Here is a 26,411-nt window from a genome sequence, read left to right as displayed (position 1 = left end):
CCGGCTGTGAGAGGGACGGGAATGGAACCGACCGAGAGCGCCGCCCCGGAAGCGCGGCTGCCGCTGCGCCGCCGGGCGAGCGCGTGGCGGGGGGCTCGGTGGACGGTACGGGGCGACCGGCGCGTGGGCATACCGGGGGCGAGCGTCGCACTGGACGCGCGTGACCCGCTGCCGCTGGCCGCCGTCGAGCCGCTGCCCGACCTGCCCGGCCACGAGCACGAGCACGACCGGCACCTGTCCTGGCCCGCGCTGCCCGCCGGAGTCGTCGCGGCCGCCGCGTTCGCCCTCGGCGCCGGCTTCTACCGTGCCTTCACCGACAACCACGCGCTCTTCCCGTCCGGCACGGTCGGCTGGTCGCTGGCCGTGCTGACCGGCATCATCGTCGGCCACCTGGTGCTGCTCGGCCGCGCCCGCTGGTGGGGCGGCACCGGCTCCGGCGCCGCCCTCACCCTCGCCGTACTCCTGCTGTACGGCTGGGTGCCCGCCGGCATGGTCAGCCTCACCGTCGTCGTCCTGGTCGGCATAGCCAGGCGCCACCGCTGGCGGCAGGGCGTCCTGCACGGCGCGGTGGACATCCTCGGCATCGGCGCCGGCGCGCTGGTACTCGGCGTCTTCGGCCGGGTACCGACCGTCGAGTCGCCCTGGAACCCCGACACTTGGAGCGTCGCCACCGCCCCCGAGGTCGTCCTCGTCGCGGTGGCCTACCTCGCGGTCACCCGCGCCCTGCTCTGGTACCTGCACGCACCGCGCGGCGGCGGAGTGCCCACCGTCGCCCGCACCGCCCTGATGCGACAGGGCCTGGTCGCCGTCGCGCTGCTCGGCATCGCCCCGCTGATCTGCGTGGTCGCCGTCGCCCAGCCGCTGCTGCTCCCGCTGTTCTCCATCCCGCTGGTCGCCCTCGACTCCACCCTGTGGATAGCCCGGGCCCGTGCGGAGGAGCAGCTGCGCGACCCGCTGACCGGACTGCCCAACCGGCAGTGGCTGCTTGAGCGGATCTGGACGGCCCTCGACGACGCCGAACGCATCGGCGCCCGCGCCGCCCTCATGCTGATCGACCTCGACCGATTCCGTTCGGTCAATGACACGCTCGGTCATCTCGCCGGTGACCGGCTGCTGTTGCAGATAGCCGACCGGCTGCGGGCCGCGCTGCCGCGCGGTGCGGAGGCGGCCCGGCTCGGCGGCGACGAGTTCGCGGTGTTACTGCCGGTCGCCGACTCCACGACGTCCGCGACCCGGATCGCCCGGGGCCTGGTCACGGCCCTCTCCTCCCCGCTCGACCTCGACGGCCTCACCCTCGTCCTGGAGGCCAGCGCGGGCGTCGCCGTCTTCCCCGACCACGCGCTGGACGCGGAGGGGCTGCTGCGACGGGCGGACGTGGCGATGTACCAGGCGAAGCGGGACCGTACGGGCGTCGAGGTGTACGAGTCCAAGCGGGACTCCAACACCCCGGACCGGCTGGGGCTGCTGGGCGATCTGCGCCGCGCCCTGGACGCGCACGAGGTGCAGTTGCACTACCAGCCGAAGGTGCGCTTCGACGGGCAGGTGGCCGGTCTTGAGGCGCTGGTGCGGTGGGTGCACCCCGAGCGCGGCAAGGTACCGCCGGACGAGTTCATAGCGATCGCCGAGTCGTCCGGCCTGATGCCCCATCTGACGGAGTACGTCCTGGAGACCGCGCTCGCCCAGGTCGCCCGGTGGCGGGCACAGGGGCTGCGGGTACCGGTGGCGGTGAACGTCTCGCCGCGCGACGTCCATACCCCGGGCTTCGCGGGCTCGGTGGCGGCGCGGCTGGCCCGGCACGGGGTCCCGGCGGGGGCGCTCCAGCTGGAGATAACCGAGCATGTGCTGCTCGAGGACCCGCAGCGGGCCGCCGCCACCCTCGCGGGTCTGACCGGGCACGGCGTGAAGATGTCGCTGGACGACTTCGGCACGGGCTATTCGTCGCTGGTGCATCTACGGCGGCTGCCGGTGAGCGAGCTGAAGATCGACCGGTCCTTCGTGGCCCGGCTGGCCGTGGACAACGAGGACGCGGAGATCGTGCGCTGCACGGTCGACCTCGCGCATTCGCTGGGGCTGCTGGTCGTCGCGGAGGGCGTGGAGGACGACGAGACCTGGGAGCGGCTGCGGGATCTCGGGTGTGACGCCGTGCAGGGGTGGCTGGTCGCCGCGGCGATGCCGCCGGAGGAGGCGACGGCGTGGCTGTTGGCGCGGGGGTCGCGGGGGTGGCAGCGGCCGCGGGCTGCGTTGCCGGCCGCCGAGTAGATCTCCGCCCGCCCGTTCACCGTTCGTGAGGAGGCCGGCGTCTGCCGTGGGGGTGCGGCACCGTGGGCGGGTGCGGGGCGACTGTGGTTGCTCGCGCCCACGCGGCGGAGCCGCACATCGGACACAGCCCCGCGCCCCTTTGGGGCGCTGAAGGCGCGGGCGCCGAAAACCGTCGGGGCGCTGATCACGCCCTTGCCCTTGAAGTGGCTGTAGAGGCCGGCCGGCTGTACTCGGCCTCGGCGGGCAGGCGCCGTGTCGTCACTGCGTCCCAGCCCTCCGTGCGTCCCAGCCCTCCGTCTCCGCGAGTTCTCGCGGGGCCGTGACGATCAGTCGCTCCCGTTCCGCCCGTTCGCGCTCCCGGCGCGGCTGGATCGACATGCCAGAGTTTCTAGCACTGCTAGCCAATCTGTCGACGCTCTGCTAGCCTCGCTTCTAGTCCTAGCGTTGCTAGAAAAAAACTCAGGGGGCCGTCGTGACCATCACCGCCTACACGCTCGCCGTCGTGCTCGATCTGTTCATCCTCTTCATCGGAGCCCGGTTCCTGCTCCAGCCCAAGGCGTCCGCCGTCGGCTACGGCGTCCCCGCCGACCCGGACGGCGACGCCTCCGCCTACCTCGCGATCAAGGGCCTCAGGGACGGCACCTTCGGCGTCGTCGGCCTGGCCCTGCTCGCCTTCGCCGGTGCCCGTGCCGAGGCCTGGTTCATGCTCTGCGTGGCACTCGTGCCGCTGTTCGACACGCTGATAGTGCTGCGCCACGGCGGGACGAAGGCGGTCGCGTACGGGATCCACTTCGCCACCGCGATCGTTGTGCTGATCAGCGCGGTGCTGCTGTTCCTCGTGTGAACGCTTCGTGTGAACGCCTCGCGTGAACGGCATGTTGATCAACAGGGGGTTCTGAAATGTCGTTGTTCGTACCGAAGTTCGATGAGTCCGTGATCGTGCGGGAGGCCGATGCCGAGGTGGTCGGCGGTGACCCGACCCGGGTCCGGCTGCTCGCCGACAGCAGCGCCACCGGCGGCGCGCTCTCCACCGTGCGCGTCACCCTCGGCGAGGGCGGCGACGGCGCCCGGCCGCACCTGCACCGCAACTCCGCCGAGATGTTCTACCTCCTCGACGGCGCCGCCGAGCTGCTCTCCGGCGACGACGTCGTCACCGCCGAGCGCGGCGATCTGGTCGTCATCCCGCCCGGGGCGCCGCACGCCTTCGCCGCCGTCCCCGGCAGCACCGCGGACATCCTGATCGTCATCACGCCGGGCGTGGAGCGCTTCGAGTACTTCCGCCACCTCCAGCGCCTGCGGCTGGGCGAGGCCACCCTGGAGAGCCTCCTGGAGGCGCAGGAGCTGTACGACAACCACTACCTGGAGAGCGTGGCCTGGGAGCAGCGCCACTGAGCCGGTGAGCCACCGAGGTTTCGGGGCCCGGGGAAACCGTTTCACGGTCACCGGGCCCCGCCCCATAGGATTGGCTCCAAACCACACACACTCACCCCAGAGGAACGCTGCATGCCTGGCATCACGCGCGAGGAGGTCGCCCACCTCGCCCGGCTGGCGCGTCTGGAGCTGAAGCCCGAAGAACTCGACCACTTCGCGGGACAGCTCGACGACATCATCGGCGCGGTCGCCCGCGTCAGCGAGGTCGCCGACCAAGACGTACCGCCGACCTCACACCCGCTGCCGCTGACGAACGTCATGCGCGCGGACGAGGTCCGTCCCTCGCTCACCCCCGCGCAGGCGCTCTCCGGCGCCCCGGCCCAGGAGCAGCAGCGTTTCAAGGTGCCGCAGATCCTGGGGGAGGACTAGACAGCCATGACGGCCAATAAGATCGAATACTGCATCAGGCTCACCGCCGCCGAGACCGCCGCGAAGATCGCCTCCGGCGAGCTCACGGCCGTCGAGGTCACCGAGGCCCACCTCGCCCGGATCGAGGCCGTCGACGAGAAGGTGCACGCCTTCCTGCACGTCGACCGCGAGGGGGCGCTCGCCCAGGCGCGTGCCGTCGACGAGAAGAAGGCCAGGGGCGAGAAGCTCGGGCCGCTCGCCGGCGTCCCGCTCGCGCTCAAGGACATCTTCACCACCGAGGGCGTTCCGACGACCGTCGGTTCGAAGATCCTGGAGGGCTGGATCCCGCCGTACGACGCCACCCTCACCAAGCGGCTGAAGGCCGCCGACGTGGTGATTCTCGGCAAGACCAACATGGACGAGTTCGCCATGGGGTCCTCCACCGAGAACAGCGCCTACGGGCCGACCGGCAACCCCTGGGACCTCACCAAGATCCCCGGCGGTTCCGGCGGCGGCTCCTCCGCCGCCCTCGCCTCCTTCCAGGCGCCGCTCGCCATCGGCACCGACACCGGCGGCTCCATCCGCCAGCCGGCCTCCGTCACCGGCACGGTCGGCGTGAAGCCGACGTACGGGGCGGTCTCGCGGTACGGCATGGTCGCGTTCTCCAGCTCGCTGGACCAGGGCGGCCCGTGCGCCCGTACGGTCCTGGACGCGGCGCTGCTCCACGAGGTCATCGCCGGACACGACCCGCTCGACTCCACCTCGATCGACGCCCCGGTCCCGCCGGTCGTCGAGGCCGCCCGCAACGGCAGCGTCGAGGGCATGCGCGTCGGTGTCGTCAAGCAGTTCCGCGGCGAGGGCTACCAGGCCGGTGTCATCCAGCGCTTCGACGAGTCCGTCGCCCTCCTCAAGGAGCTGGGCGCCGAGATCGTCGAGCTGGACTGCCCGTCCTTCGACCTCGCCCTGTCGGCGTACTACCTCATCGCGCCCTCCGAGTGCTCCTCCAACCTCGCCCGCTTCGACGGCCTGCGCTACGGCCTGCGGACCGGCGACGACGGCACGCACTCCGCCGAGGAGGTCACCTCCCTCACCCGTGAGGCGGGCTTCGGCCCCGAGGTGAAGCGCCGCATCATGCTCGGCACCTACGCGCTGAGCAGCGGCTACTACGACGCGTACTACGGCTCCGCGCAGAAGGTCCGCACGCTCATCACGCGCGACTTCGAGAAGGCCTTCGAACAGGTGGACGTGATCGTGTCGCCCACCACGCCGACCACCGCCTTCGCGATCGGCGAGCGCGCCGACGACCCGATGGCGATGTACCTGGCCGACCTGTGCACCATCCCGACCAACCTGGCGGGCAACGCGGCCATGTCGCTGCCCTGCGGACTCGCCCCGGAGGACAACCTCCCGGTGGGCCTGCAGATCATCGCGCCGGCGCTGAAGGACGACCGCCTTTACAAGGTCGGAGCCGCTGTCGAGGCCGCCTTCGTGGAAAGGTGGGGGCACCCGCTCCTCGAGGAGGCACCGTCGCTGTGAGCAACGCACTGTCCAAGGCCAAGGGCTTCAAGAAGTCGAAGTCCGGTACGTACCTGTCGATGGCCACCACCGTGTTCGGCGCGGTCGGTGTCGCCAAGCAGATCAAGAAGGCCCGCGCCGAGCACGACACGCTGCGGCTGATCGATGCCACCGTGTCCGCCGTCGCGATCGTCACCGGCCTCGCCATCCTCTACCGCGAGCTGAAGCGGCTGGGCGACGACGACGTCCTGCTGGGCTGAGAGGGAAGTTTCACCGTGACCACCACGACCGACCTGGTGTCGTACGAGGACGCGCTGGCGTCGTACGACCCCGTCATGGGCCTTGAGGTCCATGTCGAACTCGGCACCAAGACCAAGATGTTCTGCGGCTGTTCGACCGAGCTGGGCGCCGAGCCCAACTCGCAGACCTGCCCGACCTGCCTCGGCATGCCCGGCGCGCTCCCGGTCGTCAACGCGATCGGCATCGAGTCGGCCATCAAGATCGGTCTCGCGCTGAACTGCGAGATCGCCGAGTGGTGCCGCTTCGCCCGGAAGAACTACTTCTATCCGGACATGCCGAAGAACTTCCAGACCTCCCAGTACGACGAGCCGATCGCCTTCAACGGCTACCTCGACGTGCAGCTGGAGGACGGCGAGACCTTCCGCGTGCAGATCGAGCGCGCCCACATGGAGGAGGACACCGGCAAGTCCACCCACGTGGGCGGTGCGACCGGCCGTATCCACGGCGCCTCGCACTCGCTGCTCGACTACAACCGCGCGGGCATCCCGCTCATCGAGATCGTCACCAAGCCGATCGAGGGCGCCGGCGAGCGTGCTCCCGAGGTCGCGCGGGCGTACGTCCGTGAGCTGCGCGAGGTCATCAAGGCGCTCGGCGTCTCGGAAGCCCGCATGGAGATGGGCCAGATGCGCTGCGACGTGAACCTGTCGCTGCGCCCGCACGGCCGTGAGAAGTTCGGCACCCGCTCCGAGACGAAGAACGTCAACTCGCTGCGGTCCGTGGAGCGTGCGGCCCGCTTCGAGATCATGCGGCACGCGGCCGTGCTGAGCGGCGGCGGCACGATCATCCAGGAGACCCGGCACTTCCACGAGGACACCGGGTCCACGACCTCGGGCCGCGTGAAGGAGGAGGCCGAGGACTACCGGTACTTCCCGGAGCCGGACCTGGTCCCGGTCGCCCCGTCCCGCGCGTGGGTCGAGGAGATCCGCGCCGCGCTCCCGGAGATGCCGCTGGCCCGCCGCAACCGGCTGCTCACCGAGTGGGGCATCTCCGCGGTGGAGATGCAGGCGATCATCAACGCCGCCGCGCTGGACCTGATCGTCGCCACCATCGACGCCGGATCCGACGCGGCCTCCGCCCGCAAGTGGTGGATGGGCGAACTGGCGCGCAGCGCCAACGAGTCGGGCAAGGCGCTGGACGAGCTGGAGATCGCCCCGGAGCAGGTCGCCCGGGTCACCGCGCTGGTCAACTCCGGTGACCTGAACGACAAGCTGGCCCGCCAGGTCATCGAGGGCGTCCTCGCGGGCGAGGGCACCCCGGACGAGGTCGTCGACAAGCGCGGTCTGAAGGTCGTCTCCGACGACTCGGCGCTTGGTACGGCGGTCGACGAGGCCATCGACGGCAACCCGGGCATCGCCGACAAGATCCGCGGCGGCAAGGTGGCCGCGGCCGGTGCCCTGGTCGGCGCGGTCATGAAGGCGACCCGCGGCCAGGCCGACGCGGCCCGCGTCAAGGAGCTGATCCTGGAGCGGCTGGGCGTCAGCGAGGGCTGAGCCCACGGACGGCGGTACGGCCCCGGAGGCGATGCCTCCGGGGCCGTACGGCTACCTGCGACGCGGGCCGTACGCCTACCTGCGACGCGGGCCGTACGCCTACCTGCGACGCGGGCCGTACGCCTACCTGCGACGCGGGCCGTACGCCTACCTGCGGCGCGCGACCACGCGGACGAATCCCAGGGCGCGGCCCTCGTCGGCGCGGAGCATCTCGGCGACCTGGCGGGCCATCGTGCGATGGAACTCCTCCGGGCTCTCCTCGGCGACCACCTCGCACCACAGCAGCCAGTCCCGCCAGCCGTCCGGCTGCCAGTCGGCGGCCTCGACCTCGACCGCCCCGCTGCGGGTCCAGTGCCGGCGCCACCAGTCGGCCGAGTGGAAGCACCAGTAGTCGGGCTCCCACCAGGGCCTGAGGTGCTCCGGCGGCTCGGCACCCGCGGGTTCCTCCCGCAGCGCCGGTACGACCACACCGATCCGGCCACCGGGCCGCAACAGGCGGGCGAGGGTGGGGAGATAGAGGTCGTCGGTGCCGAAGTACTGGTAGGCGTCGATGCTCACGATCGCGTCGAAGCCGCCCTCGGCGAACGGCAGGTCATGCGCCTCGGCGTGCACGGGCTGCACCCGGTCGGCGAACCCGGCCTCCGCGATGCGCCGGGCGTTGTCGTCGGCCTTGATCCAGAGGTCGGCGGCGGTGACCTGGGCATGGAACTCCCGGGCCAGGAAGACCGACGTCATCGCCCGGCCGCAGCCGAGGTCGAGCACGCGTGCGCAGGGGCGCAGGGTGTCCAGGCCCAGGGCGGGGGCCAGCCATTCCAGCAGCCACAGGGCGTGCGGGCCCATCTGGTTGTCGACCACCCAGCGGGGGTCGTAGGCGTTGCTGAGCGGGTAACGGGGGTGGGTCAGGCGGTCAGTGAGGCGGTCGCCCCCGGTCCTGGTGTCGGACATGGGTGAACGGGCTCCTTGTGATCTTCGTAGTGGAAGGCGATGCGTAGGAGCTCATTCGGACCGGCAAACAATGCACCCGCTTCGGTCGTCGGCGAGGGGCCGATCAAGGCTGACCCGCGGAAGCTAGCAGTTGTCGACATCATTCGCAGCAGGTTTCCTCAGGTGCGGACAGTACGCTCGCCCGCCATGACCGGACACGCGGAATCCGACGCCGAACCCGAGATAACCGAGGTGGAGGCCGCGGAGGACGACGAGGATCCCTACGAGGACGCCCGTCGGGCCCGCTGGACCGCCACCGTGACCGGGGCCCTGCTGACCCTGATGGGCCTGACCGCCTCCCTGATGAGACTGGGCGGCGGCGTACCCGCACTGGTCCCGGCCGCCTATGCGGCGGGCTCCGCCGTGTGTGTGGCCGCGGGGGCGCTCGGGGCCCGGGGCCGTACCCGCAGAGCCCTCTGGCTGATGATCCTGGGGGTCATGGTCATGGCTCTCGGCGACCAGTTCGACTGACGTGCCCGCCCCGGTGCGTCTGCCGGGCCGCGCCAACCGCCGCGCGTGAGAGGCTCGACGTGCTGGTCGAAGACGTGGTGGAACTGGAGAAGCACGATGTACGCGATATCCCTGGGTGACGACGGCGCCGAACTGCGTCCGCTGGAGCCCTGGCACGCCGAGGAGTTCCTGGCCCACCTGGAACGCGGGCGGGAGTTCATCGGACGGTTCATCGCCTTCGGCTCCAAAGAGAGGGATGTACCCTCCGCGCGGGCGATGCTCCAGCGGTACGCCGACCTGCGCGCCGCCGACACCGGCTCGCTGCACGGCCTGTGGCTGAACGGCACGCTCGTCGGCGGGGTGCTCTTCCTGAACTTCGACGCGGAACAGGGGAACTGCGAGGTCGGCTGCTGGCTGGAGCCGGCCGGCACCGGACGCGGACTGGTCACGCGTGCGATGCGGGTACTGATCGACTTCGCGGTCGAGCAGCGCGGCATCCACCGGATCGAGTGGGTCGCCGCCTCGGGCAACCAGCCCAGTCTGAACGTGGCCCGGCGGCTGGGGATGACCCGCGATGGCGTACACCGCCAGGCGCACCCCTATGGTGGCCTACGGCACGACCTGGAGGTGTGGTCGATCCTCGCCCCGGAGTGGCGTGAAGCACGCGCGCGTGCCGTAGAGAACGATCATTAAGAGACCTCTCAGACAGGATCCGTACGGTGCCGGACATGGGAACCAAGACAGCTGACGAGACCGGTGCCGAGACGGGCACCGAGGCCACGACCGACGAGGAGAAGGTGAGCGTCACCAAGAACGCCGACGACGTGACGGAGGCCGGGACCGAGGCCGGTGCCGAGCCGGAGGCGGCGGCCGCCGGGACCGAGGCCGCCGACGGCACGGACGCCGACCTCGACGCGGAGGACCTGGAGGACGACGCCGACCTTGACGGAGAGCTGGCCGAGACCGAGGCCGAGGGCCCGTCCGGGGTCGGCCTGGGCGCCGCCGCCGTCGTCTCCGTCGTGCTCGGCCTGGTCTCCCTCACGGGTGGCTGGATCGGTACGGTGGCCGCCGCCCGCGAGACCCTCGTCGGCCAGCTCCAGACCTCGTCGACCGCGAGCGTCGCCACGCAGGTCAAGGAGGTCTACGGCGATGCCTGGCAGACCACCGCGCTGTGGGCCGGCGGGTTCGCGCTGGTGGCGCTGATCACCGGCGTCGTGGTGCTCGCCCGCCCCGCCTTCGGCGCCCCCGGCAGGCCGCAGGCGCCGTGGATCAAGTCGGTCGCCTGGGCGGGTGTCGCCCTCGGTGTCATCGGCCTGCTGCTGGCCGTCCTCAAGTACTCCGACGCGCTGCTCGGACTGCCCTCGACCAGCTGAGACAGCCCAGGTCAGAAGGGGCCTTAGGACGTCCGTAAGCACCTTACGGGCGACCTGAGGCCCCTTACGCGCGTCCGGGGTCCGGCGGCCGTCCGAAGATGCGGAACTCTCCCGATGCGGCGGACCCCCCCTGGGAGACGAAGGTGGAGGCATCGCGAGAAGCGAAGCCCAACCACCGTCACTCACCAGGGGAACCGCCATGTTCGAGCTCGAACTCCACGAGATCCGTGCCGCCGAACTTCGCCGGCAGGCCGACGACGCCCGTCTGGTCCGCGAGGTCGTCCGCTCCCGCCGGGCCGCGCGCCGCGAGGAGGCTGCCCGCCAGGCCGCCGTGCCCGAAGAAGTCCATACCGGCCGCCGCAGCCGAAGTCGGCTCCCGGGCACGGTGTGAACAGGGGGCCGGGCGGCACTGCCCGCCCGGCGACCGAGGACCCGGCCGGGGGTCCGGCCCAGAACCGGGCCGGGGGCCTGGCCGAGGGCCCGGAGACCGGTGGCCGTACGGGGGTTGGCCACCGGTCTCCGGGACTGCCGTCGGCTTGTACACCGTCGGGTCGTGTGCCGGTGAGTGGTGGGCCGATGGGGCGTGTGCCGGTGGGCGGGACGCCGGTGGGGGGTGCGCCGTCGAGGCGTTCATCGGTGGGCGACTCACCGTGGGGTCGTATGACAAGCGCACCGGGGCTGTGGAAAACCGCTGCCGTCCGCTCCGAGCCGCATGCGATGCTCTGGCCTGTGGAAACCAGGTCCGTGAGTCCCGTGTTCGTAGGCCGCAGCGACGAGTTGGGGACGCTGAACGACGCGCTGGCCCGTGCCGAGGCCGCCGAGCCGCAGGCGCTGCTGCTCGGCGGTGAGGCCGGGGTCGGCAAGACCCGGCTGGTCGAGGAGTTCGCCGCGGCCGCCTGCCGCCGGGGTGCGGTCGTCGCGCTCGGCGGCTGCGTGGAGATCGGCGCCGACGGGCTGCCGTTCGCCCCCTTCTCCACCGCGCTGCGCGCGCTGCGGGCCGCGCTGCCCGACGAACTGGCCGCGGCCGCCGCCGGGCAGGAGGACGAGCTGGCCCGGCTGCTGCCGGAGTTCGGCGAGGCATCCTCCAGCCGCCACGACGAGCAGGGCATGGCCCGCCTCTTCGAGCTCACCGCACGGCTGCTGGAACGGGTCGCCGCCGAGCGCACGGTGGTCGTCGCCCTGGAGGACCTGCACTGGGCCGACGCCTCCACCCGCCACCTCCTCTCCTACCTGCTGCGCACCCTGCGCACCGGCCGGCTCGTCGTCCTCGCCACCTACCGCTCCGACGACATCCACCGCCGCCACCCGATGCGCCCGCTCCTCGCCGAACTCGACCGGCTGCGCACCGTCCGCCGGGTCGAACTCGCCCGTTTCAACCGGGAGGAGGTCGGCCGCCAGATCGCCGGCATCCTCGCCGCCGAACCCGACCCCGCCCAGGTCGACGAGATCTTCGAACGCTCCGACGGCAACGCCTTCTTCGTCGAGGAGCTCGCCGTCGCCTGGGCCGAGGGCTGCTGCACCGGACTCACCGACACCCTGCGCGATCTGCTGCTGGTGCGGGTCGAGGCGCTGTCCGAGAGCGCCCAACGGGTCGCCCGGATCGTCGCCGAGGGCGGCTCCACCGTCGAGTACCGGCTCCTCGCCGCCGTCGCCCAGCTCGCCGAGGACGACCTCATCGAGGCGCTGCGGGCCGCCGTCGGCGCCAACATCCTCACCGCCACGCCCGCCGGCGACGGCTACCGCTTCCGGCACTCCCTGGTCCGCGAGGCCGTCGCCGACGACCTGCTCCCCGGCGAACGCTCCCGGCTCAACCGGCGCTACGCCGAGGCCCTGGAGTCCGACCCGGGGCTGGTGCCGGCCGACGCGCGGGTGACCCGGCTGGCCAGCTACTGGTACCAGGCGCACGACCCGGCCAAGGCCCTGCCCGCCGTCCTCGGCGCCTCCGTCGTGGCCCGCCGCCGGCACGCCTACAGCGAGCAACTGCGGCTCCTGGAGCGGGCGATGGAGCTGTGGGACCCGGCCCCCGAGGAGATCCGCGCCGCCCTGCGCCCCGTCGACTACACCGACGTCTACCCGCCCTGCGGCTGCGATCCGGCCACCACACCGCTGCGCTATCTCGACCTGATGGCGGAGGCGGCGGTCGCGGGCCGCTTCTGCGGGGAGCGCGAACGCGCCCTGAAGATCACCAAGAGGGCGCTGCGGATGGTCGAGGACGAGGGGGATCCGCTGCGCGCGGCCTGGTTCTGGGTGCAGCGCTCCCGCCTGGTCCAGGACCTGGCCCGGGGCGACGGCTGGCAGGAGCTCGGCACCGCCCAGGAACTGGTGCGCGGCCTGCCGCCCTCGGAGGTGCACGCCGATGTGCTGGCCAACGTCGCCAACTGGTGCATGCTCCACGAACCAGGCCCCGAGGCCTTCGCCGCCGCCGAGCGGGCCGTGGAGTACGCGCGGATGGTGGGCGCCCGGGAGATCGAGCTCAACGCCCGCATCACCGTGGGCTGCCTCATGGTCAACGCGGGTGATGTCGAGAACGGGATGGCGGAGCTGCTCCGGGTCAAGGACACCGCCCTTCAGGAGGGCATGTCGCGTGTCGCGGGGCGCGCCTATGTGAACCTGCCCTCCGAGCTGGACTCGGTCGGCCGTTCCCGGGAGGCGGTGCCCATCCTGCGGGAGGGCCTCGCCTTCGCCCGCCGGCACGGCCTGCTGGACTCCGAGGTGTGGATCTGGGGCAACCTCTCCGACTCGCTGTACGCGCTCGGCCAGTGGGACGAGGCCGCCGAAGCCGCGGCGGGCGCCCTCGGCTCCGCGGCCAGCGCCAAGCCCCGGGGCGCCGGCGCCCTGCGGCTCGCCCATATCGCCCTCGCCCGGGGGGACACCGCCGAGGCCGCCCGCCAACTGGCCATCGCCCACGAGCACTACGGCACCCACGATCCGATGCCCCAGGCGTTGCTGCCCGTCGCCCGGATCGCGGTCGGTGTCGCCGCCGACGAGGGCCGGTTCCTCGACGTCCGCGCCGAGCTGGACCGCGCCCTGGAGCGCGGCTTCCCGCCCGGCACCCAGCACTACGGCTGGCCCCTGCTGCTGGCCGCGGCCGCTGCCGAGGCCGACGCCCGCGCCCGTCCCGCGGTGGCCGACGGCCGTGCCGAGTTCCTCGACCGGCTCACCGAGGTCGTCCGCAAGCTCACCACCGGGGCGCCTCTCTGGCTGGCGTACGAACGCTGGACCCGCGCCGAACTGCACCGCGCCCGGGGCACCGACACCGCCGCGGTCTGGTCGGACGTGGTCACCGACTTCGAGCGCCTGGACCGTCCCTACGACCTCGCCCGGGTCCGCCGCCGCCTCGCCCAGGTCCTGCTCGAAGAGGCGCCCGGCGACGACGAGCGCGACCGCGCGACCGAACTGCTCCGGCTGGCCGGGGCGGTCGCCGGCCACCTGGGCGCCCGCCCGCTCGCCGAGGCCGTCACCCTGCTCGCCCAGCGTGCCCGTCTCAGCCTCACCACCGGCAGCCCGCGCCGGTCCCTGGACCCCGCCGAGAGCCTCGGCCTCACCAGCCGGGAGCGGGACGTCCTGCGGCTGGTCTCGGCGGGCCGTACCAACCGCCAGATAGCCGAGGAGCTCTTCATCTCCCCGAAGACCGCCAGCGTCCACGTCTCCAACATCCTGGGCAAGCTCGGCGTCTCGGGGCGGGGAGAGGCGGCGGCGGTGGCCCACCGCCTGGACCTGTTCCCGGCCGACCGCCCGGACCGCACCGATCGCCCGGACCGCACCGATCGCACGGACGGCAACGGCGGTACCGGCCGCACCGACCGCGGCGCCACCGCCGGTCAGCGCACCTGAAGCTCCAGGATCCGGTCGTCGCCCGGCTTCGGCTTCCCGCGCCCGTCGGTGTTGCTGGTCACCAGCCACACCTTGTCGCCGCCCGCCGCGACGACGGTGCGCAGGCGGCCGTACTCGCCCTTGAGGAAGGCCTGGGGTTCGGCGCCCGCGACGGTGCCCTTCAGCGGGATGCGCCACAGCCGCTGGCCCTTGAGCCCGGCCATCCAGATCACGCCGTCGACATAGGCGATGCCGCTGGGGGAGGCGTCGTCGGTGTGCCACTGGGCGATCGGGTTCACGTACTTGGCGTCGGAGGACCGGCCCTCCGCGTTCGGCCAGCCGTAGTCGCCGCCGGGCTTGATGGCGTTCAGCTCGTCCCAGGTGTCCTGGCCGAACTCCGAGGCGAACAGCCGCTGGTCGTCGTCCCAGGCCAGGCCCTGCACATTGCGGTGGCCGTAGGTGTAGACGGGAGAGTCGGGGAAGGGGTTGCCGGGGGCCGGTTCGCCCTCCGGGGTGAGCCGCAGGATCTTGCCGCCGAGGGAGTCCTTGTCCTGGGCGAGGCCGCGCTGCCCGCTCTCGCCGGTGCCGGCGTAGAGCATGCCGTCCGGGCCGAAGGCGATCCGGCCGCCGTTGTGGATGAACCCCTTGGGGATGCCCTTGAAGATCGTGTCGGGGGCGCCCAGTTGCTCCCCGGCCGGCTTGCTCTCGTCCCAGAGCATGCGCACGATGCGGTTGTCGGAGGCCGAGGTGAAGTACGCGTAGATCATGTGGTCCGAGGCGAAGCCGGGGGAGAGGGCGATGCCCAGCAGACCGCCCTCACCGGCCGCGGACACCCCGGAGACGGTGCCCAGCTCGGTCTTCTTCCCGGTCTTCTCGTCGACCTTGATGATCGTCCCGTCGTCGCGGTCGGAGACGAGCAGCCCGGCACCGTCCGGCAGCGGCGCGAGCCCCCACGGTGACTTCAGCCCCTCGGCGACCGTGCGCACCACCTTCACCGACCCCTTGGCGGGCGCGGCCGGCTCACTCGCCCCGGCGGACGCGGCGGACCCGGCGGAACTCGCCGCCGACCCCCCGGCCAAGGACGGCGTGGGAAGACCCCCACCACTGTCCCCGGAGGAACACCCGGCCACCACCAGGACTCCGGCCACGGCCAACACGGCGGCCACACCTCGACGTTGCACGATCCCGGTCCCCTTCGAAATGGCAGCCTCGGCTCCTCCGAACGACGTTAGTACAACGCGCCCCACAGGGGCGCGGGGAACTGCGCGACCAGCCCCGACGGTCCCGCAGGAAGACCACCGGCGGATCACCGCAAACGTCGTGCTAGTCCCACGAGCCCTGCGCGGCAGGCAGCCCGCCCAGCTCCGCCAGATCCTCCGCAGTCAGCCGCACCTCCACCGCCCCCGCGTTCTCCGCCGCCCAGCGGCCCCGCTTCGCCCCCGGCACCGGCACCACATGCCGCCCCCGCGACAGCACCCACGCCAGCGCCACCTGAGCCGCGGTGACCTCCTCCCCGTGCCGCCGGGCGACCCGCCGCAGCCCCGCCACGATCGGCTGGTTCGCCGCCATCATCTCCGCGGTGAAGCGAGGGTGCCGCGCCCGCAGATCGTCGGGCTCGAACCCCTCGCCCGGCGTGAGCGTGCCGGTGAGGAAGCCGTTGCCCAGCGGCATCGCCGCCAGGAAACCCACGCCCCGCGCCTCGCACCACGGCAGCAGCGCCTCCAGCGCCTCCGGCGACCACACCGACAGCTCCGCCTGCACGGCGCTCACCGGAAACACCTGCTGCACCCGCCGCAACTGGCGCAGGGTCGCGTCATGCAGCCGCGCGCCGGACCTGCGCCCCCCGCGCGCCCCCAGGGCGCACAGCCCCAGCGCGCGCACCTTCCCCGCCTGCACCAGCTCTGCCATCGCGCCCCAGGTCTCCTCGACGGGGACCTCGGGATCGGCGCGGTGCAGTTGGTAGAGGTCGATGACGTCGGTCTGGAGCCGCCGCAGGGACGCGTCGCAGGCGCGCCTCACATAGCCGGGCCGGCCGTTCGCCACGATGTGCTGGTCGCCGACCAGCAGACCCACCTTGGTCGACACGAAGGCCTCGGCCCGCCGCTCCTTGAGCACCCGCCCCAGCAGCAGCTCATTGGTGAACGGGCCGTACATGTCCGCGGTGTCCAGCAGCGTCACGCCCAGGTCCAGTGCCCGGTGCACCGCTCTCACCGACTCGTCACCGCGTTGCCGCGACCCGCTGTAGGCCCAGCTCATCGGCATGCACCCGAGTCCGACGGCCCCCACCGCGAGCGCCCCCGCGCCGATCGTCCTGCGCTCCACCAGCCCGTGAACCTCCTTCTAGAGCCCCCAACCTAACCTCTGCGCCCACACGTCCCTGACATAGCCTCCTGACATGACCCAAGACGCATGGCTCCCCATCCCGCTGAAGGAGTTCCAGGGGCTCCCGGACGGGCTCAATTACCTCTTCTGGGACGGGGACCAGGACTTTCCCGGCGATCCCGCCGACTGCGCCGTGTATGTCGTCCCCTACATGAAGCGGCAGAACGTGAAGGTGCTGCCGCTGGAGCGGATGCGGAACGTCCGGCTGATCCAGACCCTCACCGCCGGTGTCGACGACATGATCGCGGCCCTCGACCGCATCGTCCCCGGCGTGGCACTGTGCAACGCGCGCGGGGTGCACGAGGCGAGCACCGCCGAGCTCGCGCTCACCCTGACCCTGGCGTCCCTGCGCGGTGTCCCGGGGTTCGTGCGCGCCCAGCAACAGGAGCACTGGCAGAGCGGCTTCCACCCCGCCCTCGCCGACAAGACCGTCCTCATCGTCGGCTACGGCGCCATCGGCTCGGCCATCGAGGACCGGCTCGTGCCGTTCGAGGTTGCGCGGGTGGCGCGCGTCGCGCGCTCCGGGCGCGCCTCGGCGCGCGGTCCCGTGCATCCGCTCACCGAACTGCCGCAACTGCTTCCGGAAGCCGATGTCGTCATCCTCGCCACGCCCCTCACGGACACCACGCGTGGCCTGGTCAACGAGGAGTTCCTCGCGCGGATGAAGGACGGCGCACTGCTCGTGAACATCGCGCGCGGGGCCGTCGTCGACACCAAGGCGCTCCTCGCCGAGCTGGAGAGCGGCCGCCTCACCGCCGCCCTGGACGTCACCGATCCCGAGCCGCTGCCGGCCGGACATCCCTTGTGGCAGGCGCCCGGAGTGCTGATCAGCCCTCATGTCGGCGGCCCCACCTCGGCCTTCCTGCCGCGCGCCAAGCGGGTCGTCGTCGAGCAGTTGAACCGTTTCGTGAACCGGGAGCCGTTGCGAAACGTGATCCTTACGACGGGATCCACCGACAACTGACAATCGCAGCAACACGCGTGTAATCCGCTTCCGGTACGGTCCGCGACCTTCCGGGCGCGGTGTGTATGCGTATAGCCGCTGGTCGTCACGGAGCGTAGAGAAGCTATGTCCCTGAGTGACGAGACTGGTGTATCGTCCCGACAGGGGCTGCGCCGCGCACCGTTCGGCGCCGGGGATGGACATTTCAGATTTGTGAGGGGGGCGACGGGCGATGCACGGCCTATGGACGAACGATCCGACGCGGCGGAGCCGCCGGCGGCGACCCTGGCGCACAGCTGCGCGCAGACGCGGCCACCACACCAGCCATCACCACCACCGCAGTCACAGCGGACGCAGGAGGCACGCTCACCCAGCGCACCGGGACCCGAGGGACCCGGGAGCGGCGCGGACCGGGAGCATCCGGTGACAGCGCCGACGCCTGTGACGACCACCCTCCCCGGAGCGCTGCGGGCACAGCCTCCGGCGGGGATGCCGCACTCCCGGCCGCCGGCCACCGGCGGCGGGACCGGCGTGGTCCGCCAACTCGTCCTGGCCCTGATCTGCGCGGGATACGCCGTCGGTTCCGCGTTCGACTGGGGCTCGCACCAAATCGCCCTGTTCATGGGTGACTTCGGTCTGACCGCGGCCGCCGGCACCGCCGCCGTGTCGTGCTTCTGCTACGCCCGCTCCCCGCGGGTCCGCTTTCGTCCCGCGTGGCTGCTGTTCGCCCTCTCCTCGGCGATGGCGGCCCTGGGCAACGCGGTCTGGGGGTGGTACGAGGTCGTGCTCCAGCGGCCCGTGCCGAGCCCCAGCTACGCCGACCTGTTCTTCCTGTGCTTCGCGCCGCCCGCCATCGTCGGTCTGCTGGTACTGGCCAAGCGGCCGATGACCAAGGCCGGCTGGATCTGCCTGGGGCTGGACGCCTGGCTGATCGGCGGCTCGCTGCTCACCCTGTCGTGGAGCCTCGCGCTCGCCCAGGCCGCCCGGCTCGACGGGCCCAGCGTCGCGCACACCGCGCTCTCGCTGGCGTATCCGCTGCTGGACATCGCCCTGGTCAGCATGGTGCTAGCGCTGCACTTCCGGCGCTCGCCGGGCAACCGCACCGCGGTGAACACCGCGATCGGCGCGCTCGCCCTGACCGTGATGTGCGACGCCCTGTTCACCTCGCCGCTGCTGCACAGCAGCTACCGCTCCGGCCAGTTGCTGGACGCGGGCTGGTTCGCCGGCTCGCTGCTGCTGGCGTACGCGCCCTGGGCCGCGCCCCGGCCGGCGGGGGAGCCCGAGGGGCACACCCGCGTGGTCCACGAGCACGTGCCCGGCGGACGGGCCACGGCGCCCAGGCAGGCGTCCGCGTCCGCGCCGGGCGGCGAGCCCGGCCGGTACCCGGCGGGCCGCCCCCTGGCCGGCTCGCTGGCCGCGCTCACCCCCTACCTGGCCGCCGCCGTGTGCACGCTGGGAATCCTCTACAACGTGCTCAACGGCCGCAGCCCGGACCATGTCGTCCTGATCACCGCCGGCTGCGTGGTCCTCGCGCTCGTGGTGCGCCAGGGCATCATGCTGCTCGACAACATCACCCTCACCCAGGAACTGGCGCATCAGGAGAACCACTTCCGCTCCCTGGTGCAGGGCTCCAGCGACGTCATCATGATCGCCGCACCCAACGGCATCCTCCGGTACGTCTCCCCGGCCGCCGCCGGGGTCTACGGACGGCCCGCCGAGGAGCTGGTCGGCTCCGAACTGGGCAACCTCATCCACCCGGAGGACCTGGGCTGCGTGGTGCACGAGGTGCGCCGCTTCCTCGCCACCGGCCCCCTGGAGGAGTCCACCACCCGTATCGAGTGCCGTTTCCGGTCCGGCGACGGCGGCTGGCTCAACGTCGAGTCCACCGTCAACCGGCACCACGGCGGCCTCATCTTCAACAGCCGGGACGTGACCGAAAGAGTGCGGCTGCAGGCGCAGCTCCAGCACAACGCCGAGCACGACCCGCTCACCGACCTGCCCAACCGGGCCCTGTTCACCCGGCGGGTGCAGCAGGCCCTGTCCGGCCGCCGTTCCTCGGACCGGGGCCCCGCCCTGCGGAACACGGCCGTGCTCTTCATCGACCTGGACGGGTTCAAGGCCGTCAACGACACGATCGGGCACCAGGCCGGCGACGAACTGCTCGTCCAGGCCGCGCGCAGACTCCAGGACGCGGTCCGCCACGGCGACACCGCCTCCCGGCTGGGCGGCGACGAGTTCGCGGCGCTGATCGTCGGTGACGGCACCCGTGACCGCAGTGCCAGAGAGCGGCACATCCTGGAGCTCGCCGACCGCCTCAGGGCGACCCTCTCGCAGCCGTACGCCATTGACGGCAACGATGTCCGTGTCAACGCGTCCATCGGTGTCGCCTTCGCCGAACCGGGTCTCGGCGCCGGGGAGTTGCTGCGCAACGCCGACCTGGCGATGTACCGCGCCAAGTCGACCGGGAAGGGCCGCGTCGAGCTGTACAAGCCGCAGATGCAGCAGGACGTCGTACGCAAGGCGGAACTGGCCACCCGGCTGCGGGCCGCGCTGCACGACGGTGAGTTCGCGCTGCTGCACCAGCCCGTGGTGTGCCTGGAGAGCGGCCGGATCGACTCGGTCTCCGCACAGGCGCGCTGGCGCTCCTCGCAGGGGGTGCTGTTCACGCCGGCCGAGTTCCTGCGGGTCGCCGAGGACAGCGACAAGACCGCCGAACTGGACCGCTGGATCCTCCAGGAGGCGGTCGAACAGGCCGCCGAGCGGGCCGCCAACGGGCTCGTGGTGCCGGTCGCCGTCCGGACGTGTGCCCGGCGGCTGCTCGACCGGTCCTCGCCGCTCGGCTCCGTGGAGGCCCTGCTCACCCGGCACGGGCTGCCGTCGGGGGCGCTGGTCCTGGAGCTGTCCGACACCGACCCCAGGGTTCCGCTGGACGAGCTGGAGCGGCGTCTGACGGCGCTCAGCCGGCACGGTGTCCGGATCGCACTGGACGGCTTCGGCAGCGGCTACGCGGCGATCACGGCCCTGCGGAAGCTTCCCGTCGACCTGCTCAAGCTCGACCGCAGTCTGGTCGAGGGGGTCGTCGAGTCGCCCCGGCTGCACAAGATCACCGGCGGGCTGCTGCGGATCGCCGGCGATCTCGGGCTCCAGTCGGTGGCCGAGGGCGTGGACCTGCCCGAGCAGGTCACGGCGCTGCGCGCGATGGGGTGCACGCACGGGATGGGCATGGCCTTCTCCGGTCCGGTGGACGAGTACCGGCTTCGCCGGGCCCTCGGTTCCGGCCACTATCCGGTGCCGCACGCACCGGCCGAGCCGGCCTTCGCGGGCGCCGCCGGAGGTGAACGGGCCATGGAGAGGGGCGCGGGGGTGTACACCGGTGGTGTGCCCGCGGTCGCCGGAGGGGTGACCGCCGTGTTCGGAGGCGGCAGTGCCCTTCGCTCACATAATGAGACTCCCGTCCCACCCACTTGACACGTGGTGCGCGTCAGAGGGAGGGTCAGTTCCATGCGCACCCGAATTCTCGTACTTGGACAGCGCGTCGGCTGAGCTGGGAACCACCGGACAAGGATCCGGAATCCCCAGCGACCACACCGGCGCGCTCCCCTCGCTTGCCTTTTGGCACGAGGGGTTTTTTGTTGCACCAGCACCAGACGTACGGCGGCAGAAATCCGTACGAACCTCGCAAAAACCCTCAGCATCGAGAAGAGAATGCCGATGACCGAGCAGGCCCCGGGGGCCCACCATCCGCAGCCGCGGCCCCGTTCCGGAGGACAGCAGTCCGCGCCCGTCGAGCACGTCACGGGTGCGAAGTCCCTCATCCGCTCCCTCGAGGAGGTCGGCGCTGACACGGTATTCGGCATTCCCGGCGGCGCGATCCTGCCGGCCTACGACCCGCTGATGGACTCCACCCGGGTGCGCCACGTCCTGTGCCGGCACGAGCAGGGCGCCGGTCACGCGGCCACCGGCTACGCGCAGGCCACCGGCAAGGTCGGCGTCTGCATGGCCACCTCAGGACCGGGCGCCACCAACCTGGTGACGCCGATCGCGGACGCGCACATGGACTCGGTGCCGCTCGTGGCGATCACCGGGCAGGTCGCGTCCTCCTCGATCGGCACGGACGCCTTCCAGGAGGCGGACATCGTCGGCATCACCATGCCGATCACCAAGCACAACTTCCTGGTCACCAAGGCCGAGGACATCCCGCGGACCATCGCCCAGGCATTCCACATCGCCTCCACCGGCCGCCCTGGGCCGGTCCTGGTCGACATCGCCAAGGACGCCCTCCAGGCGAAGACCACCTTCTCCTGGCCGCCGGTCATGGATCTGCCGGGCTACCGCCCGGTGACCAAGCCGCACGCCAAGCAGATCCGCGAGGGTGCCAAGCTGATCACCTCCGCGAAGCGGCCCGTCCTCTACGTCGGCGGCGGGGTCATCAAGGCCGGCGCCACCGCCGAGCTGAAGGTCCTCGCCGAACTCACCGGAGCGCCCGTCACCACCACCCTGATGGCGCTCGGCGCATTCCCCGACAGCCACCCGCTGCACGTGGGAATGCCGGGCATGCACGGTGCGGTCACCGCCGTCACCGCGCTGCAGAAGGCCGACCTGATCGTCGCCCTCGGTACCCGCTTCGACGACCGCGTCACCGGCAAGCTGGACAGCTTCGCCCCGCACGCGAAGATCGTCCACGCCGACATCGACCCCGCGGAGATCGGCAAGAACCGCGCCGCGGACGTGCCGATCGTCGGTGACGCCCGCGAGGTCATCGCCGACCTGATCCAGGCGGTGCAGAAGGAGCACAGCGAGGGCCACCAGGGCGACTACGCCGCCTGGTGGAAGGACCTCAACCGGTGGCGCGAGACCTACCCGCTGGGCTACGACCTGCCCGACAACGGCTCGCTCTCCCCGCAGCAGGTCATCGAGCGCGTCGGGCAGCTCGCCCCGGAGGGCACGATCTTCGCGGCGGGCGTCGGCCAGCACCAGATGTGGGCCGCGCACTACGTGCAGTACGAGAAGCCCGCCACCTGGCTGAACTCCGGCGGCGCCGGAACCATGGGCTACGCGGTCCCGGCCGCCATGGGCGCCAAGGCCGGCCAGCCCGGGAGGACCGTCTGGGCGATCGACGGCGACGGCTGCTTCCAGATGACCAACCAGGAACTGACCACCTGCGCCCTGAACAACATCCCGATCAAGGTCGCCATCATCAACAACGGCGCCCTCGGGATGGTCCGCCAGTGGCAGACCCTCTTCTACAACCAGCGGTACTCCAACACCGTGCTGCACTCCGGCCCTGACGACGTCAACCCGGACGCCCGCGGCACCCGGGTGCCCGACTTCGTGAAGCTGTCGGAGGCCATGGGCTGCTACGCGATCCGCTGCGAGTCCCCGGACGACCTCGACAAGGTCATCGAAGAGGCCAACTCCATCAACGACCGGCCGGTCGTCGTCGACTTCATCGTCCACGAGGACGCGATGGTGTGGCCGATGGTCGCCGCCGGCACCTCCAACGACGAGATCATGGCCGCCCGGGACGTCCGCCCCGACTTCGGCGACAACGAAGACGACTGAGCGAGAGAGACGTAGAAGACCATGTCCAAGCACACGCTCTCCGTCCTGGTGGAGAACAAGCCGGGCATCCTCGCCCGGATCGCCGCGCTGTTCTCCCGGCGGGGCTTCAACATCGACTCGCTGGCCGTCGGTGTCACCGAGCACCCCGACATCTCCCGCATCACGATCGTGGTGAGTGTCGAAGCCCTGCCGCTGGAGCAGGTCACCAAGCAGCTCAACAAGCTCGTCGAAGTGCTCAAGATCGTCGAACTGGAGCCGGGTTCGGCCGTTCAGCGGGAACTCGTTCTGGTGAAGGTGCGCGCCGACAACGAGACGCGCTCCCAGATCGTCGAGATCGTCCAGCTGTTCCGCGCCAAGACCGTCGACGTCTCCCCGGAGGCCGTCACCGTCGAGGCCACCGGCAGCAGCGAGAAGCTGACCGCGATGCTCAAGATGCTGGAGCCGTTCGGCATCAAGGAGCTGGTGCAGTCCGGCACGATCGCGATCGGCCGCGGCGCGCGTTCGATCACCGACCGGTCGCTGCGCGCACTCGACCGATCTGCGTAAGGCTGGACACGGGCGGCCGACGGCCGTCGGCCGCCCGTATGCCGAGACCCCGAGACTTCCCTTCCGCCCGCCGTCATACGGTGGGACGCACCATCCGCACACCAAGGAGAGAACCCAAAGTGGCCGAGCTGTTCTACGACGCTGACGCCGACCTGTCCATCATCCAGGGCCGCAAGGTCGCGGTCATCGGCTACGGCAGCCAGGGCCACGCGCACGCCCTGTCGCTGCGTGACTCCGGTGTCGACGTCCGTGTCGGTCTGCACGAGGGCTCCAAGTCCAAGGCCAAGGCCGAGGAGCAGGGCCTGCGCGTGGTGACCCCGGCCGAGGCCGCCGCCGAGGCCGACGTCATCATGATCCTCGTCCCGGACCCGATCCAGGCCCAGGTCTACGAGGAGTCCATCGCCCCGAACCTGAACGACGGCGACGCGCTGTTCTTCGGCCACGGCCTGAACATCCGCTTCGGCTTCATCAAGCCCCCGGCCGGCGTCGACGTCTGCATGGTCGCCCCGAAGGGCCCGGGTCACCTGGTGCGCCGTCAGTACGAAGAGGGCCGCGGCGTGCCCTGCATCGTGGCCGTCGAGCAGGACGCCACCGGCAACGGCTTCCCGCTGGCCCTGTCGTACGCGAAGGGCATCGGCGGCACCCGCGCCGGCGTCATCAAGACGACCTTCACCGAGGAGACCGAGACCGACCTGTTCGGTGAGCAGGCCGTCCTGTGCGGTGGTACGGCCGCCCTGGTCAAGGCCGGTTTCGAGACCCTGGTCGAGGCCGGCTACCAGCCGGAGATCGCCTACTTCGAGTGCCTGCACGAGCTGAAGCTGATCGTGGACCTCATGTACGAGGGCGGCCTGGAGAAGATGCGCTGGTCGGTCTCCGAGACCGCCGAGTGGGGCGACTACGTCACCGGCCCGCGGATCATCACCGACGCCACCAAGGCCGAGATGAAGCAGATCCTCGCCGAGATCCAGGACGGCACCTTCGCCAACAACTGGATGGACGAGTACCACGGCGGTCTGAAGAAGTACAACGAGTACAAGAAGCAGGACTCCGAGCACCTGCTGGAGACCACCGGCAAGCAGCTGCGCAAGCTGATGTCCTGGGTGAACGAAGAGGCGTGAGCCCCAGGTGACAGGGCCGGGGCGAGCCGCCCCGGCCCCGTTGTCCGCCCCGTCGAATCTCGGACGGGTGATCCTTCCGCAGAGGCGCAGGACGACCACCACCACGCCACTACACTGCCGTACTACATACGCGTCAGGCCCACAGCGTCGTGCGTCTCCACGCGGTAGCCCCCTCCACCGCCAGCGGCCGTCGGGACGGCCGTCCGCATTGGACATGTGAGGACTCACGTGAGCTCGAAACCTGTCGTACTCATCGCTGAAGAGCTGTCGCCCGCCACCGTCGACGCGCTGGGCCCGGACTTCGAGATCCGGCACACGAACGGAGCAGACCGAGCCGAGCTGCTCCCGGCCATCGCCGACGTGGACGCGATCCTGATCCGCTCCGCCACCAAGGTCGACGCCGAGGCGATCGCCGCGGCGAAGAAACTGAAGGTCGTCGCACGAGCCGGCGTCGGCCTGGACAACGTCGACGTCTCCGCCGCCACCAAGGCCGGCGTGATGGTCGTCAACGCCCCGACCTCCAACATCGTGACCGCCGCCGAGCTGGCCTGCGGTCTGCTGATCGCCAGCGCCCGCCACATCCCGCAGGCCAACTCCGCGCTGAAGAACGGCGAGTGGAAGCGCAGCAAGTACACGGGTGTCGAGCTCGCCGAGAAGACCCTCGGTGTCGTCGGTCTCGGCCGCATCGGCGCCCTGGTCGCCCAGCGCATGTCGGCCTTCGGCATGAAGGTCGTCGCCTACGACCCCTACATCCAGCCCGCCCGCGCCGCGCAGATGGGCGTCAAGGTGCTGTCGCTGGACGAGTTGCTGGAAGTCGCCGACTTCATCACCGTGCACCTCCCGAAGACCCCCGAGACGGTCGGTCTGATCGGGGACGAGGCGCTGCGCAAGGTCAAGCCGTCGGTGCGGATCGTCAACGCCGCGCGCGGTGGCATCGTCGACGAGGAGGCGCTGTACGCGGCGCTCAAGGAGGGCCGGGTCGCCGGCGCCGGCCTCGACGTGTACACGAAGGAGCCGTGCACCGACTCCCCGCTCTTCGAGCTGGACCAGGTCGTCTGCACCCCGCACCTCGGCGCCTCCACCGACGAGGCCCAGGAGAAGGCGGGCATCGCGGTCGCCAAGTCGGTCCGCCTGGCCCTCGCCGGCGAGCTGGTCCCGGACGCGGTGAACGTCCAGGGCGGGGTCATCGCCGAGGACGTCAAGCCGGGCCTGCCGCTGGCCGAGCGCCTCGGCCGTATCTTCACCGCGCTCGCCGGTGAGGTCGCGGTCCGCCTCGACGTCGAGGTCTACGGCGAGATCACCCAGCACGACGTGAAGGTGCTGGAGCTCTCCGCGCTCAAGGGTGTCTTCGAGGACGTCGTCGCCGAGACCGTCTCCTACGTCAACGCCCCGCTGTTCGCGCAGGAGCGCGGTGTCGAGGTCCGCCTCACCACCAGCTCGGAGTCGGCCGACCACCGTAACGTCGTCACCGTGCGCGGCACCCTCGGCAGCGGTGAGGAGGTCTCGGTCTCCGGCACGCTGGCCGGCCCGAAGAACCTCCAGAAGATCGTCGCGGTCGGCGACTTCGACGTCGACCTCGCGATCGCCGACCACCTTCTGGTGCTGCGCTACGAGGACCGGCCGGGCGTCGTCGGCACCGTCGGCCGCATCCTCGGCGAGGCGGGCATCAACATCGCCGGTATGCAGGTCGCCCGGTCGATCGCGGGCGGCGAGGCGCTGGCCGTGCTGACCGTCGACGACACGGTTGCCTCCGGCGTGCTGGCCGAGGTCGAGGCGGAGATCGGGGCGACCTCGGCTCGTTCGGTGAACCTGGTCTGATTTTTTTGCCCACCCGCCCACCCGACTCGGTGGGCTGGAAGGCTCGCGTCATGTCCTCAAACGCCGGACGGGCTGAGTT

21 protein-coding genes and 1 pseudogene are annotated in these 26,411 nt (G+C 71.3%); 18 read left to right on the top strand and 4 right to left on the bottom strand.

Annotated features, from left to right (window positions below; genetic code table 11):
- Positions 1-21 precede the first annotated feature (21 nt).
- On the top strand, positions 22-2,259 hold the full coding sequence (locus ACFWXC_RS40970) for a putative bifunctional diguanylate cyclase/phosphodiesterase (RefSeq protein WP_384487233.1): 2,238 nt from the start codon (positions 22-24) through the stop codon (positions 2,257-2,259).
- 143 nt (positions 2,260-2,402) lie between these two features.
- On the opposite strand, the pseudogene ACFWXC_RS40965 reads toward ACFWXC_RS40970, so the two are convergent.
- Positions 2,403-2,637, bottom strand: a pseudogene (locus ACFWXC_RS40965) (TetR family transcriptional regulator); the annotation flags it as partial.
- 94 nt (positions 2,638-2,731) lie between these two features.
- Between ACFWXC_RS40965 and ACFWXC_RS40960 the strand changes: the two are divergent.
- The 6 genes from ACFWXC_RS40960 to gatB all read left to right on the top strand — a co-directional run bounded on the left by ACFWXC_RS40960 (position 2,732) and on the right by gatB (position 7,343).
- The gene (locus tag ACFWXC_RS40960) at positions 2,732-3,103 is read left to right on the top strand and encodes a DUF4267 domain-containing protein (protein WP_384487231.1); all 372 of its coding nucleotides are present in this window, start codon (positions 2,732-2,734) and stop codon (positions 3,101-3,103) included.
- A 56-nt stretch (positions 3,104-3,159) separates the two neighbouring features.
- Entirely contained in the window at positions 3,160-3,651 is a 492-nt protein-coding gene (locus ACFWXC_RS40955) for a cupin domain-containing protein (protein ID WP_384487229.1), read from the top strand.
- A gap of 111 nt (positions 3,652-3,762) precedes the next feature.
- Complete coding sequence (gene gatC / locus ACFWXC_RS40950) at positions 3,763-4,059, top strand: Asp-tRNA(Asn)/Glu-tRNA(Gln) amidotransferase subunit GatC (protein ID WP_018544665.1); 297 nt, start codon at positions 3,763-3,765, stop codon at positions 4,057-4,059.
- Positions 4,060-4,065: 6 nt separating this feature from the next.
- Positions 4,066-5,574, top strand: a complete 1,509-nt coding sequence (gene gatA, locus ACFWXC_RS40945; protein WP_384487226.1) for an Asp-tRNA(Asn)/Glu-tRNA(Gln) amidotransferase subunit GatA — start codon at positions 4,066-4,068, stop codon at positions 5,572-5,574.
- Positions 5,571-5,813: a hypothetical protein gene (locus ACFWXC_RS40940; RefSeq protein WP_351739584.1), complete on the top strand. Its 243-nt coding sequence runs from the start codon at positions 5,571-5,573 to the stop codon at positions 5,811-5,813. Before gatA ends, ACFWXC_RS40940 begins: the two co-directional genes overlap by 4 nt.
- 15 nt (positions 5,814-5,828) lie before the next feature.
- The gene (gatB, locus tag ACFWXC_RS40935) at positions 5,829-7,343 is read left to right on the top strand and encodes an Asp-tRNA(Asn)/Glu-tRNA(Gln) amidotransferase subunit GatB (RefSeq protein ID WP_384487224.1); all 1,515 of its coding nucleotides are present in this window, start codon (positions 5,829-5,831) and stop codon (positions 7,341-7,343) included.
- 147 nt (positions 7,344-7,490) lie between these two features.
- Here the strand turns inward: gatB and ACFWXC_RS40930 are convergent, their stop codons facing one another.
- A complete protein-coding gene (locus ACFWXC_RS40930; RefSeq protein WP_384487222.1) occupies positions 7,491-8,288 on the bottom strand; it encodes an SAM-dependent methyltransferase in 798 nt (265 codons plus the stop codon).
- 186 nt (positions 8,289-8,474) lie between these two features.
- On the opposite strand from ACFWXC_RS40930, the gene ACFWXC_RS40925 reads away from it, so the two are divergent.
- The 5 genes from ACFWXC_RS40925 (at position 8,475) to ACFWXC_RS40905 (ending at position 13,984) form a co-directional block, all read left to right on the top strand.
- The gene (locus ACFWXC_RS40925; protein ID WP_384487220.1) at positions 8,475-8,798 is read left to right on the top strand and encodes a hypothetical protein; all 324 of its coding nucleotides are present in this window, start codon (positions 8,475-8,477) and stop codon (positions 8,796-8,798) included.
- 96 nt (positions 8,799-8,894) lie between these two features.
- Positions 8,895-9,470 (top strand): GNAT family N-acetyltransferase, encoded by a 576-nt coding sequence (locus ACFWXC_RS40920; RefSeq protein ID WP_384487218.1) that lies wholly within the window; start codon positions 8,895-8,897, stop codon positions 9,468-9,470.
- Between the two features lie 35 nt (positions 9,471-9,505).
- On the top strand, positions 9,506-10,150 hold the full coding sequence (locus tag ACFWXC_RS40915; protein WP_384487216.1) for a hypothetical protein: 645 nt from the start codon (positions 9,506-9,508) through the stop codon (positions 10,148-10,150).
- Positions 10,151-10,349: 199 nt separating this feature from the next.
- Positions 10,350-10,541, top strand: a complete 192-nt coding sequence (locus ACFWXC_RS40910) for a hypothetical protein (protein ID WP_384487214.1) — start codon at positions 10,350-10,352, stop codon at positions 10,539-10,541.
- A gap of 326 nt (positions 10,542-10,867) precedes the next feature.
- Positions 10,868-13,984: an AAA family ATPase gene (locus tag ACFWXC_RS40905; protein ID WP_384487337.1), complete on the top strand. Its 3,117-nt coding sequence runs from the start codon at positions 10,868-10,870 to the stop codon at positions 13,982-13,984.
- Here ACFWXC_RS40905 and ACFWXC_RS40900 read toward each other — a convergent pair.
- Both ACFWXC_RS40900 and ACFWXC_RS40895 read right to left on the bottom strand, forming a co-directional pair.
- Positions 13,972-15,129 (bottom strand): PQQ-dependent sugar dehydrogenase, encoded by a 1,158-nt coding sequence (locus ACFWXC_RS40900; protein ID WP_384487212.1) that lies wholly within the window; start codon positions 15,127-15,129, stop codon positions 13,972-13,974. The two genes, ACFWXC_RS40905 and ACFWXC_RS40900, sit on opposite strands and share 13 nt — an antisense overlap.
- Before the next feature lie 157 nt (positions 15,130-15,286).
- A complete protein-coding gene (locus ACFWXC_RS40895) occupies positions 15,287-16,285 on the bottom strand; it encodes an aldo/keto reductase (RefSeq protein WP_384487210.1) in 999 nt (332 codons plus the stop codon).
- A 73-nt stretch (positions 16,286-16,358) separates the two neighbouring features.
- Between ACFWXC_RS40895 and ACFWXC_RS40890 the strand changes: the two genes are divergently transcribed.
- From ACFWXC_RS40890 to serA, 6 genes are all read left to right on the top strand, one after another.
- Entirely contained in the window at positions 16,359-17,309 is a 951-nt protein-coding gene (locus ACFWXC_RS40890) for a 2-hydroxyacid dehydrogenase (RefSeq protein ID WP_384487208.1), read from the top strand.
- A gap of 402 nt (positions 17,310-17,711) precedes the next feature.
- A complete protein-coding gene (locus ACFWXC_RS40885) occupies positions 17,712-20,756 on the top strand; it encodes a putative bifunctional diguanylate cyclase/phosphodiesterase (protein WP_384487206.1) in 3,045 nt (1,014 codons plus the stop codon).
- Between the two features lie 243 nt (positions 20,757-20,999).
- A complete protein-coding gene (locus ACFWXC_RS40880) occupies positions 21,000-22,850 on the top strand; it encodes an acetolactate synthase large subunit (RefSeq protein WP_384487204.1) in 1,851 nt (616 codons plus the stop codon).
- 21 nt (positions 22,851-22,871) lie between these two features.
- Positions 22,872-23,396: an acetolactate synthase small subunit gene (gene ilvN / locus ACFWXC_RS40875; protein ID WP_123973946.1), complete on the top strand. Its 525-nt coding sequence runs from the start codon at positions 22,872-22,874 to the stop codon at positions 23,394-23,396.
- A gap of 119 nt (positions 23,397-23,515) precedes the next feature.
- A complete protein-coding gene (gene ilvC / locus ACFWXC_RS40870; RefSeq protein ID WP_384487202.1) occupies positions 23,516-24,514 on the top strand; it encodes a ketol-acid reductoisomerase in 999 nt (332 codons plus the stop codon).
- 228 nt (positions 24,515-24,742) lie between these two features.
- Positions 24,743-26,332: a phosphoglycerate dehydrogenase gene (gene serA, locus ACFWXC_RS40865; protein ID WP_384487200.1), complete on the top strand. Its 1,590-nt coding sequence runs from the start codon at positions 24,743-24,745 to the stop codon at positions 26,330-26,332.
- Positions 26,333-26,411: the final 79 nt, after the last annotated feature.

It is taken from the genome of Streptomyces sp. NPDC058683 (assembly GCF_042716195.1).
In the GTDB taxonomy this organism is placed as follows: domain Bacteria; phylum Actinomycetota; class Actinomycetes; order Streptomycetales; family Streptomycetaceae; genus Streptomyces.
Note: the sequence above shows the minus strand (reverse complement) of the source record. Positions and strands in the feature narration are given on the sequence as shown.